Here is a 15,729-nt window from a genome sequence, read left to right as displayed (position 1 = left end):
GGGGTGGGGGCCGCGGTGAAGGCGCCGCCGAGCAGGGTGACGCGGCGCCGCAGCCCGTCGAGGCCCATGCCCGAGCCACTCGCCGCCAGCTCGGAGGCGGCCACAGGCGGGGCGTTGCCGACCGTGACGGTCATGGTGTGGTCCCCGTAGGCGAGCTCGACCTGCACCCGCGTGCCGGGCGCGTGCTTCCTCGCGTTGGTCAGCGCTTCCTGCAGCACCCGGTACGCGGCCCGCGCGATCGCCGGAGTCACCGCTCCCGGCCGGCCGGTGACGCGCAGGATGGTCGGGTTGCCCGCCGCGACGGCCCTGTGGACCAGGGTGCCGAGGTCGGAGGAGGTCAGCGTCACACGCGTCCGCTCCCCGGGCTCCTGGGGCCGGTTGTGGCCGCGGCGCAGGATGCCGATCAGGTCGCGCAACTCCGTGAGCGTGCGGGCGCCCGCGTCGCGGATGTGCTCGGCGGCGGACCGGACGGCGTGGTCGGTGGTCGAGACCTTCAGCGCGCCGGCGGCCAGGACGATCTCCGTGACGTGATGGGTGACGATGTCGTGCATCTCCCCGGCCAGCCGCTGCCGCTCACCCGCCTTGGCCCGCTCGGCCAGCAGGTGCCGCTCCCGTTCGGCGCTCTCCGCCTGCGCGGCGAGCAGCCGTCGCTCTCGTTCGGCGCTCTCCGCCCTGTCCCGCAACGAACTCACCAGTTCGCGGCGGGCGCGGACGTACAGACCGAGCACGGCGGGCAGCACCGTCGTGGTGAGACCGGCGTACACCGTCTCCCAGTCCGGGGCCCACGGCCGGACGGCGGCCAGCGCCAGCACCGTCACGTACGTCAGTGTCTCCCGGCGCGGCAGCCCATGGACCAGGAACCACACGATCACCGGCGCGCACAGCGGCGCGGTCACCGGCGTGGCCTGCTCGACCGGGGTGAACGTCCCGGCCGCCAGCGTGTCCCCGACGGCCGCCACCACGGTCGCCGCGCACGCCACCAGCGCCACCGCCCGGGGGAAGCGGCCGAGGAAGGGCAGGCAGGCGTCCACGGCCAGGCTGAGCACCAGCCCGGCGGCCGGGCCGAGGGGGCCGCTGGTGCGCTGGACGTTCCGGTGGAGGGCCAGGTCGAGCAGCATGAACGCGACCATGGCGAGGACCAGGAAGGCCTGAGCCCTCCTGGCCTCGTTCGCCTGGGGTGGGAGAGTCATGGTCAGTCGAACAGGTCACATCGGGGCGCGAGCGTGGTGGCGGTGCTGCCCGGGCGCTCGGTGATCAGGCGGGCCACCGGCTCGCCGCCCTGCCAGCGCGGCCAGGCCTTGCCGCCCGACGCCGGCGTGCCGGTCCGCGCGAACGTGGTCCAAGCGGTCACCATATCCCGGGCCACCGACCGCTGGGTCGCCGTGAGCGGGACGAGCCTGCCGTCGAGGTTGATCGGCTTCTCCTTGACGTCGAAGAGGTACGCCAGCTCCGAGGCGTGCCCCGCGCCGGCCGGGAAGCCCGGCAGGGTCGGGATGAACGGCGGCGCGGTGTCGTCGCCGAAGACGTACGCGTACACCTTGGCGCGCTTCGCGAGGGCGTCCTGGGCGGCGGCATGAGGGCAGGCGAAGATCGCATCCGTGTACGGCGCCGCCCACGCCTCGCTCGCGGTGCCGTACCGGTCGCGGGGATAGCGGCGGGTGACCTCGTCCGCCTGGTCGCCGAAGCCTTGGCGGAGCAGGCCAGGCAGGTCGTCGTCGGTGATCGGCCTGCCGAGCAGGCCCATGACCCCGGCCATCATCAGGGCCTCCTCGGACGTGTGGCCCGACAACACCGGCACCCGGGCGAAGTCCCCGTCGCGCAGCGCCTCGCCGGGGGCGACGGGAAGGGTGGGGCCGCCGTACGACGCCGCCGTGAAGTACTCGGTCAGGTCCAGCAGCTCCCTGACCGGCTTGGCGCGCAGGCACTCCAGCGTCCTGGCGGCGTCACGGCAGCCGGCCCGCCGGGCGGCCGTCCGGGTGGCGGCGTACGTCTCCTTCAGCGGCCGCCAGTACGGGATCCTCGGCGTGCCGGGGGCGGCCGCGTTCGGCAGCAGGACGGTGCCGCACGTGCCGCTCTGGATGATCGCCTTGTGGAACAGGCCGCGGCCGGCGGGGGAGGTGAGGTGGCCGCAGGTGGCGATGCCGCCGCCCGACTCGCCGAACAACGTCACGTTCCCGGCGTCGCCCCCGAAGGCCGCCGCGTTCCGCCGTACCCAGCGCAGGGCCGCCTGCTGGTCCTGCAGCCCGAACGCGCCCCCGCCGGGCATCCCGGGCATGGCCAGGTACCCGAGCACGCCGAGCCGGAACTCCACGGTGACCACCACGACGTCGCCCTGGGCGACGAGGCGGCGCGGGTCGTAGTCGGAGCCCCGGCCCGCGTTGAACCCGCCGCCGTGCAGCCAGACCATCACCGGCCTCGGCTTTCTGGCCGCCTTCTTCGGTACGGTCACGTCGAGCGTGAGGCAGTCCTCGGCCGCGCTGCTCTCCTTCGGGTTGTCGCTCGCCTGCGGGCAGGCCGGGCCGGAGCTTGCCGCGGGCACGACGCCCCGCCACGGGGCGACGGGCCGGGGCGGTTGCCAGCGCAGCTCGCCGACGGGCGGCTGCGCGTACCGGACACCCCGAAATCTCATGACATTTCCGTCTTTGATCCCCCGAATCCACCCACTGTCCAGCCTCACCTCAGTCCCGCCCTGGGCCGAAACGCCGGCAACCGCCTGGTCGCCTTCCGTCCGGGCCGCCCCGCACCCCTGGGTGAGCAGGAGCGCGAGCGCGCCCAGGACGGCTCTGCCTCGTCGTGCATCCATGAGCAGCACGCTAGGAAGAGACCCCCGCCTCCCGGTACGGCCGCAGGTTGCGTTCGGCCGACCGAAGGTTGACGGCGAGGGACGGGCCGACGCCTCGGAAGCCACCCGTTGCGCAGATGGAACAGAAGGGGTCCCGCGATTCCGTCACCACGCCTCCCGGCGTGCGCAGATCATCGCCGCGGCCATCGACACCATCGCCGAGCTGGGTTACGACAAGGCGTCGTTCGCCCGCATCACCGAGCGCGCCGGGCTGAGCAGCCCCCGGCTGATCTCCTACCACTTCGCCGGCAAGGACGACCTGATCCAAGCGATCGTGGAGGACGTCTACCGAGCCGGCGCCACGTACATCGTGGACAGGATGAAGGCGGGGGCCACGGCGTCGGGTCGGCTCAAGGCGTACCTGACGGCGAACCTGGAGTTCCTCCGCGACCACCCCAAAGAGATCATCGCGCTCACCGAGCTCGGCTCCCACCTGCGCAACCCCTCGGGTGAGCGCCACACCACGGCCGAATACCAGGAGCCCGGCGTGCAGGCCCTGGCGGAGCTGCTGCGGGACGGGCAGCGCAGCGGAGAGTTCCGGGAATTCGACCCCAGGTCCATGGCCGTGGTGATCCGCGGCGCGGTGGAGGCGGCGGCCTCGCGGGCGAGCGGGCCGCAGGCGCTCGACATGGCCATCGCCCCCGACGAGATCGCCGAGGCGGTGGAGCACATCCTGGCCGATCGGCGTACGGGCCAGGCCTGGGTCGCGCAGGCGGGACAGGCCGCCGCGCCCGTGGCCTACCCGGGGGTGACGCTCGCGGGTCTCGGGGGATCTCCCGCATGGACGGCGCCCCACCAGGATGGCGAGCCGTTCGGCGGCGATTCTGTACCTACTGGTATGTATGCTTCCCTCATGGACACGAGGGAGCGGCTGATCGAGAGCACCCGCGAGCTGCTGTGGGAGCGCGGCTACGTCGGCACCAGCCCGAAGGCGATCCAGGCGCGGGCCGGAGCGGGCCAGGGCAGCATGTACCACCACTTCCAGGGGAAACCCGACCTGGCGCGGGCCGCGATCGTCCGCAGCGCCGCGGAGCTGCGGGACCGGGCGGAGAGCGCGTTCACCGGCCCCGGCAGCGTCCTCGACCGGGTCGCCGCCTACCTGCGGCGAGAGAGAGACGTTCTCAAGGGCTGCCCGGTCGGCCGCCTCACCCAGGATCCCGACGTCATGGCCGATCCCGGGCTGCGCCGGCCGGTCGAGGAGACGTTCGCCTGGCTCACCGACCGTCTGGCCGGGCTGCTGACGGAAGGCCGGGCGAACGGCGAACTCGACGCCGCCCTCGACCCCAGGGCGACGGCCGCCGCACTGGTCGCGGTCCTGCAGGGCGGGTACGTGCTGGCGCGCGCCGCCGGCTCGCCCGACATGTACGCGCAGGCGGTCGACGGCGCTCTCGGCCTCCTCGCCGCCCGCACCCGCTGACCATCACCACACTGACCATCACCGCGCTGACCATCACCGCGAGGAGAGCCATGCCCTTCGTCCGCATCGACGCCCTGGGAACGGACGCCGGCCGTCTCGATGCGCTGAGCCGTGCCGTCCACGATGCCCTGGTCGAGACGCTGGGCGTCCCGCCCGGCGATCGCTTCCAGGTCGTGACCGGCCACGACGGCGCGTCGAGCACCCTGCGCTACGGCGACTACCTCGGCATCCCCCGCGACGACGGCATCGTGTTCGTCGCGATCACGATGCGCGCGGGCCGCACACCGGCGCGGAAGCAGGCGATGTACCGGCGGATCGCCGAGCTCTGCCACGCGTACGCGGGAACCGAGCCGCGCAACGTCTTCGTCACCGTGACGGAGAACGAGCCCGTCGACTGGTCCCTGGGCCACGGGGCCGCCCAGTACGTGGAACCCTCCGCCCCGACCGCGTTGCAGGCGAGGTCAGGCGACGGGAATCTCGCAGACGGGAGTCAGGGCGACGGTCAGCGCGTCGCGGTGGAGGGCGTCCAGGCGGGTCCTGGCTTCGACCTCCGCTCTGGCCGCGGCCAGGTGGGCGCGGCACCCGGTTGACGACCGGCGTACCGGCTCGGCCTGGCGGAGGAGCCGAAGGATGCGCGGAGTGAGCGCGTCCAGCCGGGGGCGCAGCTCGGTGGCCAGGTCGGGCCGCTCGCGGGGGCGTGAGGCCGGGTCGGCCAGCCATCGCGCGTGCAGCCGGCGCTGCACCGTCTTGCCCGCCTCGATCTGCGCCTGGAAGAACCGCACCCCGGTCCGCGGGTCCAGTCCGATCGCCGCCGACCGTTCCGTGACGTCGTCGAGCAACCGCCACTCCCGCTCCGGGTCGGTGATCGGGCTCGCCGTCCCGAACTTCGCCGCCGCCACCTCGTCCGCCAGCGACAGCCGCTCGACCGCCGCCCCGACAAGGCCGCGCAGCCCGGCCGCCGCACTCCCGCCACCCACGCCGGTTTCCGACGTCTCATAGGTCTCGCGCTTGTCGTACGGGACGGGCGAGATGGGGGCGCCGGACGGCTCCCGTTCCTCGTACAGAACGGTCGCGGCGGTCACGCTGAGCGGGGGCGCGGCGCAAGCGGCGGACATGACGAGGAGTACGGCGGCGGCGAGGAACGCGGCGTGACGCGGCGCGGCCTGGCAGGACATCACGGCGACCTCCCGGAACGTGACGAGACGATGACAGCACGTCATTGTGGCCGATGGGGCGGCCCGCACGCCGGAAGATCGACGGATCCTAGCCGAACCCGCCGTTGCTCATCAGCAGCTGCCCGTTGATCCACTGCCCCTGCGGCGAACACAGGAACTCGACGAGATGAGCGGTGTCGAGCGGCGTGCCGAGGCGGCCGAGCGGCGTCTGCCGGGTCACCTGCTCCCGCAGCTCGCCGGACATCCACCCGGTGTCCACCGGCCCCGGGTTCACGACGTTGGCCGTCACACCCAGGTGGGCGAGCTCGTGCGCGGCGGCCAGGGTGATGCGGTCGAGGGCGGCCTTGCTGGCGCCGTACGGGAGGTTGCCGACGGTGTGGTCGCTGGTCAGGGCGATGACGCGCCCGGTGCCGTGGGCGCCGCCGAAACGCCGGCCGTACTCGCGGATCAGCAGCCACGTGGCGCGCGCGTTGACGGCGAAGTGCCGGTCGAAGCTCTCGACGCTGGTGTCGAGCAGCCCGGAGGCGACCGACTCGCAGTGGCACATCACCAGCGCCTTCACCCCGCCCAGACGCCGCTCCACCTCGTCGAAGACGTACGCTGCGGCCGACGGATCGGCGAGGTCCGCCTCGACCGCGGCGGTGGCGGCGCCCTGCCCGGCGAGCTCGGCGGCGACGGCGTCCGGCGCCTGCGGCTCGGCGCCCCAGGGCATGCGCTCGTCGTACGGGCTCCAGAACGTGAAGGCGACGTCCCAGCCGGCCGACGCCAGCCGGCGCGCGACGCCCGCGCCGATGCCGGCCGTACGTCCGACGCCGGTCACCAGCGCCAGCGGGCGCGTGTCAGTGGTCACAGGAGGAGATCATCCGGAACGCGCCCGCCGCGCGCAACCCCCTCCCACAGCTCCACCAGCGCGGGTTGACCGCCTCCGGCTGCTCGACGTGCGGGTTGTGCGCCGCCGCGGGGATCCGGCGCAGCTCGGCGCCGATCCGCTGGGCGGTGACGCGGGCGCACGCCATCAGCGGCTCGCCGCCGCGCCGGCGATACAGCTCGGGGGCGGTCTCCCAGGTGCCGCCGATCATCAGCTTGGGCCAGGGCGCCGCGGCCAGCTCGGCGACCGGGATCGGGGCCTCCCAGCAGAAGCGTTCCCGCACGGAGCTGCCGGCGGCGCGCAGCCGCTCGGGCGTCGCCTCCAGCGGCGGCAGCCCGATCGTCTCGCAGGCCGCCCGCAGATACACCTCGGCAGGAAGGTCGGCGGGGATCCGCCCTGTCATGTCGCGGTTGGCGGTCAGCGCGGCGGCGACCACAGGGTCGTCGGCCGCGGCCTGGTAGCAGCCGGGCTCGATCAGCGCCAGCGACCGCACCAGCGCGGGGACGCGCGCCGCGGCCAGCATGACCGAGACTCCGCCGTACGAATGCCCGACCAGGTGGGCTCCGCCGGGGGCCGGCTCCTGGAGCAGCCCCACGATGTCGTCGGCGTCGGCCAGGTAGTCGGCGAGGTGACCGCCGTCCGGGTCCGGGCTGCGGCCGTGACCGCGGCGGTCCATCGCCAGCAGCCGGTAACGATCGGACAGCGGCCGCTGCGCCGCGAAGCCCTGTACCGGGTCGTCGCCCCAGCACATGGCGCCGTGCACCAGCAGGACGGCCTGGCCGCCGCCGCCCGTCCGGTCCCACACGGTCACGTGGACGTCAGGCATGCATCCGCTCCTCCCGCAACGGCGTTCAGCGCCATCGAACACGCCCGTACCGCCAGCGTCATCAGGTCATCGGGCGTCGGCGAGCGGGATGCGCAGGATGAACAGGGCGCCTCGCGGCGAGTCGCCGATCGTCAGCGAGCCGTCGTGCGACTGCGCGATGGCGCGGGAGATGGCCAGGCCGAGCCCGCTGCCCTGGGGGTCGCGCCGCCGGGCGTCGTCCAGGCGGACGAACGGCTGGAACACCCGCTCGCGTTCGGTCTCCGCGATGCCTGGGCCGTCGTCGAGCACGGTGGCGACCGCCTGCCCCTCCGCGCGCGTCACGCACACCTCGACCAGGGACTCGGCGTGCCGCTCGGCGTTGACCAGCAGGTTCACCAGCACCTCGCGCAGCTGTACGGCGTTGCCGTAGACCACCACGTCCTCCTCGGCCCGGATCCGGATCGGCGCCCTGCGCGCGGCGACCTCGTCGCGGGCCAGGTCGGTGAGGTTCACCCGCTCGTGCCGGCGCGGGGCCGTCCGTACGCGGGCCAGGATCAGCATCTCCTCGACGATCCCATGGCAGCGATCGAGCGCGGTGAGGGCGCGGCGGATGGACTCGTGCGGGTCCACGTCGCGATACATCAGCGCCTCCTCCAGCTCGGCCCGCACTCCCGTCAGCGGCGTGCGCAGCTCGTGCGAGACCATCGAGCTGAAACGGCGCTGGTGGTCCACGGCCGCCTCCAGCCGCGCCAGCGTGTCGTTGACCGTGTGCGCCAGGCGGGCAACCGCGTCCCGGCCGGGCGGCGCGGGCACGCGCATGCTCAGATCGGTCACGGTGACCTCGGCCATCCTGCGCCGCATCGCCTCCACCGGCCGCAGCGCCAGCCCGAGCAGCGCCCACGCCGCCACCATCGCCAGCGTGCTCGCCGTCAGGACGCCCAGCGCCAGATAGAGCTCCAGCCGGTACGTGCCCAGGATCGCCGGCTGCTCCTGCCCGGCGTACACGACATGGGACTCGCCGCCCCACAGCAGCTGCTCCTCCTGCGGCGAGGGCCTGACCGCGGTGAACATGAGGCATCCGGACGGGGAACACGCCCTGCGGTACTCGATCCGGTCGTCGGACGGCGGCCAGTAGCGGCTGATGCGCGGCAGCCTCGCGGCGGCCCTGCTGGCCGCGACCACATTGCCGGAGGAGTCGACCAGTTGCAGCAGGTCGACGTCCGACGTGGTGACCGGGGGAGCGGGCCGGGCGTCGGTCATCGACGCGATCCAGTCGGTGGCCGCGCGCTGGGTGCCCTCGTACACGCTGCGCTCGACGGCCATGCGGACCGTCAGGTCCGCGACGACGGCGACCCCGGCGAGCACCAGCAGCGAGAACGCGCCGGCGACCAGCGCCAGCGTCGCCTGCAGGGAGAGCCTGTTGGCAGGAAAGGACACGCGCTAACTCCCCAGGCTTCCGCTTCGCGGTGCCCGGTGAGCAGCACAGTCGCGGGCCCTCGTGATAGGGGCACCTCCCGCCGCTGACGTGACCCCGGCCCGGCGGAGAGGCCACGATGCAGATCCAACCGTTCGTCTTCCTCGCCGGCTATGTGAAATAACTCCCTGTAAGGTCAAGGCCGCTTGACCCGCTGCGCAGGGTGCCGCGCGGGCGGCCGGCTGCCGAGGTCTATGCTCGTGTACGGAGTGATCTCATGACCTTCGGGGGAATGGCGCATGAAGATCGGCATCATCGGCGCGGGCAACATCGGCGGCACACTCACCCGCAGGCTGACGGCGCTCGGCCACCACGTGGCGGTGGCCAACTCGCGCGGCCCGCACACCCTCCAGGACCTCGCGGAAGAGACCGGGGCGCGGGCGGTGACCGTCGAGGAGGCGCCGCGCGAGGCCGACGTGGTCGTGGTGACGATCCCCGAGTGCAGGGTGCCCGACCTGCCCGCCGGCCTGTTCACCGACGTCGGCGCCGACACGGTCGTGATCGACACGGGAAACTACTACCCGCGCCAGCGCGACGGGCGCATCGACGATATCGAGAACGGCCTCCCCGAGAGCCGCTGGGTCGAGCGCCGGCTGGGCCGTCCGGTGGTCAAGGCGTTCAACAACATCTACGCCGACCACCTGTCCCACCTGGGCCGCCCGGCCGGGACGCCGGGGCGCATCGCGCTGCCCGTGGCGGGCGACGACCCGCGCGCCAAGGACGTCGTCATGCGGCTCGTCGACGAGCTCGGTTTCGACCCGGTGGACGCCGGCGGTCTCGACGAGTCCTGGCGGCAGCAGCCCGGCACGCCGGTCTACACGACCGACAAGGACGCGGCCGGCGTCCGCGAGGCCCTCGCCCAGGCGACCCCGGAACGTACCGAGGAATGGCGCGCTTGAGGAACGCTTCGTTCCGCATGTCCTTCTAGCGTGTGCCGCAGCGCACGAAGGAGGACATGTGATTCAACTGTCGTGGCCGCAGGTCAGCGCCAGACGCCTGGCTCGATCAGGGCTGCTGGCCCCCGGCACGGGCGGGGGCCTCGACGGGGTCGTGGCGGCGATGTGCGGGGCGCACGCCCAGATCATGCCGGCCGCCGAGGCGTCCATCGGGCTGCGCGCGGGCGTCACCCGCGCGCACGTCCGCGACGCCCTGTGGAACACCCGCGCCCTGGTCAAGACGTACGGCCCGCGCGGCACCGTGCACCTGCTGCCCGCCCGCGACCTGCCCCGCTGGGTGGACGCCCTGTCGTCGGTCCCGCACGCCCACCACGCCGGTCCCGCGCCCGTGCGCATGACGCCCGAGCAAACCGGCCAGGTCGTGTCCGCCATCCGCGAGGCCGTCAGGAGCGGCCCGCTGACGATCGACGAGCTGAGCGACGCCGTCGTCGCCGCCACCGGGCCGTGGGCGGGCGACCTCGTCATGCCCGCGTTCCAGGGCCGGTGGCCGCGCTGGCGGCAGGCGATGCCGGTCGCCGCCCACCGCGGCGCGTTCGTCTTCGGCCCGGCACGCGGGCGCAAGGTCACCTACGCCGCCGCCCCGGAGGCCCGCGCCACGCCGGACGACGGTCTCGCCTGGCTCGTCAGGTGCTACCTCACCGCGTACGGGCCGGCGACGCCCGCGCAGTTCGCGCAGTGGGCGGGCGGGCCCGCGCGCTGGGCGGCCGAGGCGTTCGCCCGGGTGGAGCCGGAGGAGGTGCTGCTGGAGGGCAAGCCGGCCTTCGTGCTCGCGGGCGACACCGACGTGCCCGCCGAACGGCCGCGGGGCGTGCGGCTGCTGCCGTACTTCGACGCGTACGTGGTGGCCGGACGCCCGCGCGAGCTGCTGTACCCCGGCGAGGCCGCGCGGCGGGCGCTGAACGGCGGGCAGGCGGGCAACTTCCCGGTCCTGCTCGTGGACGGCGAGGTGGCCGGCGTCTGGCATGCGCGGCGCTCCGGCTCCCGGATGGACGTCACCGTCGAGGCCATGCGCGAGCTCGCCCCGGCGCAGTCACGCGAGCTCGCCGACCAGGTGGAACGCCTCGGCGTGGTGATGGAGGGCAGACCCCGCCTGACCCTCGGCCCGGTCACGGCAGGCCCGCACGCCTGACCTGGCTGGATGTTTTGTCCAATCTGGACGTATCATCCAGCATTGTGACCGACGAAGACCCCCGCGTGCAGATGTGGGCGCCGGTGTGCGGAGCCGTGGCCGCGCTGCTGGCCCCGCACGCCGAGGTGATCCTGCACGACGCCCGCCGCGACCGCGTGCTGCGCGTGTGGAACCCGCTGTCCAGGCGCGCCACCGGTGACCCGTCCCTGCTCGGCGAGCTGCGGCGGCTCGACCCCACGGGCGACGGCGTCTACGGGCCGTACGAGAAGCTGCTGCCCGACGGCCGTCGGCTCTCGTCGGTCAGTGCCGTGCTGCGCGACCCCGACGGCCGGCCGTCCGCGGTGCTCTGCGTCAACCTCGACCGCACCCCGCTCGACCAGGCCGCCACGCTGCTCGCGGCCTTCGCCGCGCCCACCGCCCCCCGCCCGGAGCCGCTGTTCGAGCAGGACTGGACCGACCGCGTCCACCAGATCGTCGGCACGTACGTACGCGCGCACGGCCGGCCCGCCGAGCGCCTGACCCGCGACGACCGGCTCGCCGTGCTGGCCGAGCTCGACGAGGCCGGCGTCTTCGCCGTCCGCCGCGCCGTCCCCGTCGTCGCCGCCGCGCTGCGGATCTCCCGATCCACCCTGTACGCCCTGCTGTCCGACCTGCGAAGGACCCCATCGTGACCCGCCTGCCCGACTTCCGGCTCGAGCTGCACTTCTCCCGCTGGGAGTTCAGCGCCCGCCACCACCTGACCGCCTCCGACGCCCAGACCATGACCATGACGGAGCTGCTCGCCCTGGCCGACGACGAGGACCGGCGCGCCTGGGAGACCCTGTCGCTCGGCTACACCCACACGTACGGCGACCCCGCCCTGCGCCGCGCCATCGCCGGCACCTACGACCAGGTGGACGAGGACGACGTCATCTGCTTCGCCGGCGCGGAGGAAGGCCTCTACCTCGCCATGCAGGTCCTGCTCGAACCCGGCGACCACGCCGTGGTGGTCACGCCCTCCTACCAGGCCGCCGAGACCGTGCCCGCCTCGCTGTGCGAGGTCACCGGCGTCGCCCTCGACGCCGCCCGCGACTGGGCCCTCGACCTGGACGAGGTGCGCGCCGCGATCCGCCCGAACACGCGGCTGGTCGCCGTCAACTTCCCCAACAACCCCACCGGCAAGGTCATCGACGCCGCCGACTTCGCCCGGCTCGCCGAGCTGTGCGACGAGCGCGGCGTGCGCCTGTTCAGCGACGAGGTCTACCGCGGCCTGGAACGAGATCCCGCCCGCATGCTGCCGCAGGCCGCCGACCTGTCGCCGGACGCCCTGTCCCTCAACGTCACCTCCAAGTCCCTCGGACTGCCCGGCCTGCGCGTCGGCTGGATCGCCTGCCGCGACCGCGAGCTGCGCTCCCGGCTGGAACGCGCCAAGCACTACACGACCATCTGCAACGCCGCGCCGAGCGAGGTGCTGGCCCGCGTCGCCGTCAAGGCCCGTGACCGCATCCTGGGCCGCAACCGGGCGATCATCGCCGCCAACCTGCCGAAGTTCGAGGCGTTCTTCGCCGCGCACGCCGGCCTGTTCGAGTGGCGGGCGCCCGACGGCGGCTGCGTCGCCTATCCCCGCTACCTTGGCGCGGACGGCGTGGAGGCGTTCTGCGCCGACCTGGTGGAGAAGGCCGGGGTGCTGCTGCTCCCGGCGAGCGTCTACCGCTCCGAGCTCACGCCGCTTCCGGACGACCGGTTCCGCATCGGCATCGGCCGCAGCGACCCCGAACCGGCTCTGGACGCCTTCGCCGCTTACCTCGAAGGACGTAACATTCCCTGAAGTGCGCCATAATGGGGAACGTTATGGAGTACTACACCGTTGAGCAGGCGGCCGCCGTGCTCGGGCTGCACGTCAAGACCGTGCGTCTTTACGTGCGCGACGGCCGGCTGCCCGCCGTGCGCGTCGGCAGGCGCTACCGGATCGCCAAGGACGACCTGGCGGCGTTCGCCGGGCTGCCCGTCGGCGAGCCGGCCGCGCCGCGCCGCGCCGAGGTGTCGAGCATCGTCCAGGTCGACGGCCTGCCGAGGGCCGAGTTGGACCGGGTCAGCACGATGGTCCTGGGCTCGCTGGCGAGCCGGCCGCACGGCCTGCGCGTCGAGTTCGTCTACGACGAGGAACGCGCCCACCTCAAGGTCATCGTGCTGGGCGGACTGGAGGAGAGCGCGCAGGTGCTCCGGATCATCGACGCGCTCGTGAGAGGCTGACCATGGAACTGCCCGCCGACGTCCTCGTATGCGACCCGCACGGCGAGCCCCTGCGCGAGACCCGCCACGCGCTCGACCTCATCGGCGACGCCTGGGGCCACGGCGCCACCTGGGTGGCCGTCCCCGCCGAGCGGCTGCACGACGACTTCTTCACCCTCAGCACCGGCGTGGCCGGCGAGATCGTGCAGAAGTTCGCCAACTACCGCCTCGGGCTCGCGATCGTGGGCGACATCTCGCGCCACACGGCGGCCAGCTCGGCCCTGCGCGCCTGGGTCGGTGAGGCCAACCGCGGCGACCAGCTGTGGTTCGTCCGCGACCTGGAGGAGCTGGCGTCCCGGAGGGCGTAGGTCACGACGCGCCGTGCTCCGCCGCACCGCGACCTCGTTCGGCCCCAGCACCGGCCACGCCCCCGGCACCTGCCTCCCCGGCGTGACGACTCTTCACGGCAGCGGGCCATCAGCGGGCGACGCGCACGGCGGCGAGCATCTCCCAGGCCGCCTCCGGGTGGAGGGTCTCGCCGGGGTCCTCGTGGTAGGGGTCGAGCACCACCGTCGTGGCGCCGAGCCGGCGCAGCTCGCCCAGGTCGGCGGCGACCTGTTCGATCGTGCCCTCGCCGGCGCGCCGGTCGGGCCCGGTGACCGGCGACTCCGTGACCCGCAGCAGGATCCTGGGCGCGAACTCGGGCACCGGCCGGTCCATCTCCCCGGCGATCTCCCGCATCCGCGGCCAGGTCTCGCGCAGCCAGGGCAGCGTGTTGCGCAGCGGATGCCAGGCCCGGCCGAACCGCACCGCCCGGCGCAGGGCCGCCTCGCTCCCGCCGCCCACCCAGATGGGGATGTCGCCGGAACGGTAGTCGCGCTCGTCGGCCCACGCCGCCCGGATGGCGGTCAGGTACTCGTCGGTGAGACGGCCGCGCCGCTCGTACGGCACCCCCAGGGCGCCGAACTCCTGCCGCGCCCACCCCACCCCGACGCCCAGCACGAACCGGCCGCCGCTGAGGTCGTTGAGGTTGGCCGCCATGCGCGCCACGAGCAGCGGGTGACGGTAGGGGACGATCAGCACCGTGGTGCCGAGCGCGATGCGGGTGGTGCCGGCCAGCCAGGCGAGCGTGGTGAACGGGTCGTAGAACGGGGCCGGATACCGTTCGGCCACGTCGGGGGTGACGGCTATGTGGTCGGAGACCATCAGCAGGTCGAACCCGAGCCCCTCGACGGTCAGCGCCCAGCGCCGCAGCGTCGCGGGGTCGGTGCCGGGCCCGAAGTTGGGGACGTTCACACCGAGTCGCACCAGGTCAGGCTATCTCGGTGGGTCCAGGGAGAAAGGCGCCGGTCCCGGCGCCCAGGGGTGGGCGCCGGGACCGGGGGTGTGGCGGAAGGTCAGTCGTCGTGCCAGTCCCACTTCTTGTCGTCGTCGTGGTGGGTGTGCTTCCAGCCGTCCTTGCAGGCGTCGGAGTCGCGCTTGCCGGTGAAGATGCCGTCCTTGGTGATGAAGTCGAAGCTGCGGTCGTCGCTGATCCACAGACCGCAGTGGTGCGAGTTCTTGTGGCTCCGGTCGTGCCATTCGTCGTCGGCGGCGGCGGGGCCGGCAGATCCGAACAGCGCGGCCGCGGTGAGCAGCGCACCGCCGGCGGCGATGAGGCTCCTTGTCATATTTCCCCCTGGGGTCACGGAATGACGTCGGCCATCACTATACGTAGCGATCTTGTGTCACCACGGCAGCGCCACGCCCGCTTCTCGCCGAGCTGAGAGCACCACCGGTCCCGTCGTACGCGGCCATCAGGCCCTTGAGGGTCGAAGGCCGATGGGTGAGGGGAGGGTGCGTTACCGATCCCGGTCGTAGCCGGCCACCAGCCGCTTGGGCGCCGGGGAAGTGATCATGTGACCTCCTGATCGGTGAGCAGCACCTCGGCGCCCATGGGAACGTATCCGGCCGCGAGGAACGCCCGCACGCTCGCCGCGTTGCCGGGCGCGATCTGGGCCCAGACCGGGCCGGGGCAGAGACGGCGAGCGGCTTCGGCCAGCAGCCGGCCCAGGCCGCGACCCCGATGGCCAGGATCGACCTCGACCGCCACCTCCCAGCGGCCGGCCACACCACGTCCGACGGTGACCACCCCGCCCTCCGCGGCCCACACCCGCACCGCGTCACGATGGCGCAACGCCCGCTCCACCCGCGGATGCCCGTCTCCGGTGACCTCCCGCAGCGGCAGCGGCAGCGGCGCCGGGCCGGAGACCGGCGCGGCCAGGACGAGAAGATCGATGGTGCCCACGTGACGCCGCGTACGTACGGCCAGATCCTGGAGAAACGGCGGGGACAGCGGCGCCGACAGATCGTCGGCGGGGAGCCGCTCATGGACCCATTCCGGCTCCACGTCGGCGAACACCACCGAGTGCGCGGTGAACGCCAGCACACCCAGGTCCCGCGGCGACGGCTGAGGGACCACGGTCACCCCGCCGTCGGCCACCGGCATACACCCACGCTGCGCATCGGCAAGAAACTCGGCGAGAGACGGCATAAATCTACATCGTAAAGGCGCGGGCCTTTCGGCCGCCACGTTCGCTTCACGGCTGCGTGCACAGGCCGCCGCGATGAGTGACAGGCGTCCGTCGCTCTTGTCCCTGTTCTCCGAGGGACCCGCACCAACGTGCGGCGGAGGTGTGCGGACAGTCGTACCGACGCGCGAATACAGGCCCGGCGGGTCTAGAGGCAACGCCGTTCAGTTAAGGCCGGGGCATCGGTGTCAAGGGCTGCTGATCATGTTGATGCTGATGGTGGCTTTGTAGGTGGTCCGATCGATGGCGGGTCCGCGGGCGTTGTATTTGGAGATCGCGCGT

General features: G+C 73.2%; 16 protein-coding genes and 1 pseudogene. 8 read left to right on the top strand and 9 right to left on the bottom strand.

The features are described from left to right. Together E1286_RS39130 and E1286_RS39125 are read right to left on the bottom strand one after the other, a co-directional pair. Window positions 1-1,190 (bottom strand): sensor histidine kinase (locus E1286_RS39130; protein WP_132621054.1); only part of this gene is annotated, 1,190 nt, incomplete at its 3' end. Between the two features lie 2 nt (window positions 1,191-1,192). After that, window positions 1,193-2,803: a carboxylesterase/lipase family protein gene (locus tag E1286_RS39125; protein WP_132621052.1), complete on the bottom strand. Its 1,611-nt coding sequence runs from the start codon at window positions 2,801-2,803 to the stop codon at window positions 1,193-1,195. Between E1286_RS39125 and E1286_RS48925 the strand changes: the two genes are divergently transcribed. Beyond that, complete coding sequence (locus tag E1286_RS48925; protein ID WP_187368286.1) at window positions 2,802-4,259, top strand: TetR/AcrR family transcriptional regulator; 1,458 nt, start codon at window positions 2,802-2,804, stop codon at window positions 4,257-4,259. The two genes, E1286_RS39125 and E1286_RS48925, sit on opposite strands and share 2 nt — an antisense overlap. Window positions 4,260-4,309: 50 nt before the next feature. After that, window positions 4,310-4,654 (top strand): annotated as a pseudogene (locus tag E1286_RS50855) (tautomerase family protein); the annotation flags it as partial. Window positions 4,655-4,720: 66 nt separating this feature from the next. Here E1286_RS50855 and E1286_RS50850 read toward each other — a convergent pair. The 4 genes from E1286_RS50850 to E1286_RS39095 all read right to left on the bottom strand — a co-directional run bounded on the left by E1286_RS50850 (window position 4,721) and on the right by E1286_RS39095 (window position 8,544). Further along, complete coding sequence (locus E1286_RS50850) at window positions 4,721-5,434, bottom strand: chorismate mutase (RefSeq protein ID WP_246075544.1); 714 nt, start codon at window positions 5,432-5,434, stop codon at window positions 4,721-4,723. Between the two features lie 88 nt (window positions 5,435-5,522). Continuing rightward, on the bottom strand, window positions 5,523-6,284 hold the full coding sequence (locus E1286_RS39105; RefSeq protein ID WP_223190839.1) for an SDR family oxidoreductase: 762 nt from the start codon (window positions 6,282-6,284) through the stop codon (window positions 5,523-5,525). Beyond that, complete coding sequence (locus tag E1286_RS39100; protein WP_132621044.1) at window positions 6,274-7,128, bottom strand: alpha/beta fold hydrolase; 855 nt, start codon at window positions 7,126-7,128, stop codon at window positions 6,274-6,276. Before E1286_RS39100 ends, E1286_RS39105 begins: the two co-directional genes overlap by 11 nt. 66 nt (window positions 7,129-7,194) lie before the next feature. Then, the gene (locus E1286_RS39095; RefSeq protein ID WP_132621042.1) at window positions 7,195-8,544 is read right to left on the bottom strand and encodes a sensor histidine kinase; all 1,350 of its coding nucleotides are present in this window, start codon (window positions 8,542-8,544) and stop codon (window positions 7,195-7,197) included. A gap of 276 nt (window positions 8,545-8,820) precedes the next feature. Between E1286_RS39095 and E1286_RS39090 the strand changes: the two genes are divergently transcribed. The 6 genes from E1286_RS39090 to E1286_RS39065 are packed head-to-tail and all read left to right on the top strand — an operon-like array spanning window position 8,821 to window position 13,245. Then, window positions 8,821-9,480, top strand: coding sequence for an NADPH-dependent F420 reductase (locus tag E1286_RS39090; RefSeq protein ID WP_132621040.1), 660 nt, complete (start codon window positions 8,821-8,823; stop codon window positions 9,478-9,480). Window positions 9,481-9,538: 58 nt separating this feature from the next. Then, window positions 9,539-10,666 (top strand): winged helix DNA-binding domain-containing protein, encoded by a 1,128-nt coding sequence (locus E1286_RS39085; RefSeq protein ID WP_187368285.1) that lies wholly within the window; start codon window positions 9,539-9,541, stop codon window positions 10,664-10,666. 44 nt (window positions 10,667-10,710) lie between these two features. Then, entirely contained in the window at window positions 10,711-11,337 is a 627-nt protein-coding gene (locus E1286_RS39080; protein WP_246075542.1) for a helix-turn-helix transcriptional regulator, read from the top strand. Further along, on the top strand, window positions 11,334-12,473 hold the full coding sequence (locus E1286_RS39075) for an aminotransferase class I/II-fold pyridoxal phosphate-dependent enzyme (RefSeq protein WP_132621038.1): 1,140 nt from the start codon (window positions 11,334-11,336) through the stop codon (window positions 12,471-12,473). Before E1286_RS39080 ends, E1286_RS39075 begins: the two co-directional genes overlap by 4 nt. Window positions 12,474-12,496: 23 nt before the next feature. Then, on the top strand, window positions 12,497-12,898 hold the full coding sequence (locus E1286_RS39070; protein WP_132621036.1) for a helix-turn-helix domain-containing protein: 402 nt from the start codon (window positions 12,497-12,499) through the stop codon (window positions 12,896-12,898). A 2-nt stretch (window positions 12,899-12,900) separates the two neighbouring features. Next, window positions 12,901-13,245 (top strand): DUF4180 domain-containing protein, encoded by a 345-nt coding sequence (locus E1286_RS39065; RefSeq protein WP_132621034.1) that lies wholly within the window; start codon window positions 12,901-12,903, stop codon window positions 13,243-13,245. Between the two features lie 109 nt (window positions 13,246-13,354). Here E1286_RS39065 and E1286_RS39060 read toward each other — a convergent pair whose 3' ends face one another. The 3 genes from E1286_RS39060 to E1286_RS39050 form a co-directional block, all read right to left on the bottom strand. Beyond that, window positions 13,355-14,185 carry an LLM class flavin-dependent oxidoreductase gene (locus tag E1286_RS39060; protein ID WP_132621032.1) on the bottom strand — a complete coding sequence of 277 codons (831 nt, stop codon included), beginning with the start codon at window positions 14,183-14,185 and terminating at the stop codon, window positions 13,355-13,357. Window positions 14,186-14,274: 89 nt separating this feature from the next. After that, window positions 14,275-14,547, bottom strand: coding sequence for a hypothetical protein (locus E1286_RS39055; RefSeq protein ID WP_132621030.1), 273 nt, complete (start codon window positions 14,545-14,547; stop codon window positions 14,275-14,277). A gap of 224 nt (window positions 14,548-14,771) precedes the next feature. Next, window positions 14,772-15,365, bottom strand: a complete 594-nt coding sequence (locus tag E1286_RS39050) for a GNAT family N-acetyltransferase (protein WP_246075541.1) — start codon at window positions 15,363-15,365, stop codon at window positions 14,772-14,774. Window positions 15,366-15,729: the final 364 nt, after the last annotated feature.

This window comes from Nonomuraea terrae (assembly GCF_004348995.1).
In the GTDB taxonomy this organism is placed as follows: domain Bacteria; phylum Actinomycetota; class Actinomycetes; order Streptosporangiales; family Streptosporangiaceae; genus Nonomuraea; species Nonomuraea terrae.
This window is presented reverse-complemented; position numbering and strand designations above follow the sequence as displayed.

Bases quoted from the DNA above. Each gene is read 5' to 3' on its own strand.
- E1286_RS48925 (WP_187368286.1), top strand. From the start codon at position 2,802: ATGAGCAGCACGCTAGGAAGAGACCCCCGCCTCCCGGTACGGCCGCAG.
- E1286_RS39125 (WP_132621052.1), bottom strand. From the start codon at position 2,803: ATGGATGCACGACGAGGCAGAGCCGTCCTGGGCGCGCTCGCGCTCCTG.
- E1286_RS50850 (WP_246075544.1), bottom strand. From the start codon at position 5,434: ATGTCCTGCCAGGCCGCGCCGCGTCACGCCGCGTTCCTCGCCGCCGCC.
- E1286_RS39100 (WP_132621044.1), bottom strand. From the start codon at position 7,128: ATGCCTGACGTCCACGTGACCGTGTGGGACCGGACGGGCGGCGGCGGC.
- E1286_RS39090 (WP_132621040.1), top strand. From the start codon at position 8,821: ATGAAGATCGGCATCATCGGCGCGGGCAACATCGGCGGCACACTCACC.
- E1286_RS39070 (WP_132621036.1), top strand. From the start codon at position 12,497: ATGGAGTACTACACCGTTGAGCAGGCGGCCGCCGTGCTCGGGCTGCAC.
- E1286_RS39065 (WP_132621034.1), top strand. From the start codon at position 12,901: ATGGAACTGCCCGCCGACGTCCTCGTATGCGACCCGCACGGCGAGCCC.
- E1286_RS39055 (WP_132621030.1), bottom strand. From the start codon at position 14,547: ATGACAAGGAGCCTCATCGCCGCCGGCGGTGCGCTGCTCACCGCGGCC.
- E1286_RS39050 (WP_246075541.1), bottom strand. From the start codon at position 15,365: ATGCCGGTGGCCGACGGCGGGGTGACCGTGGTCCCTCAGCCGTCGCCG.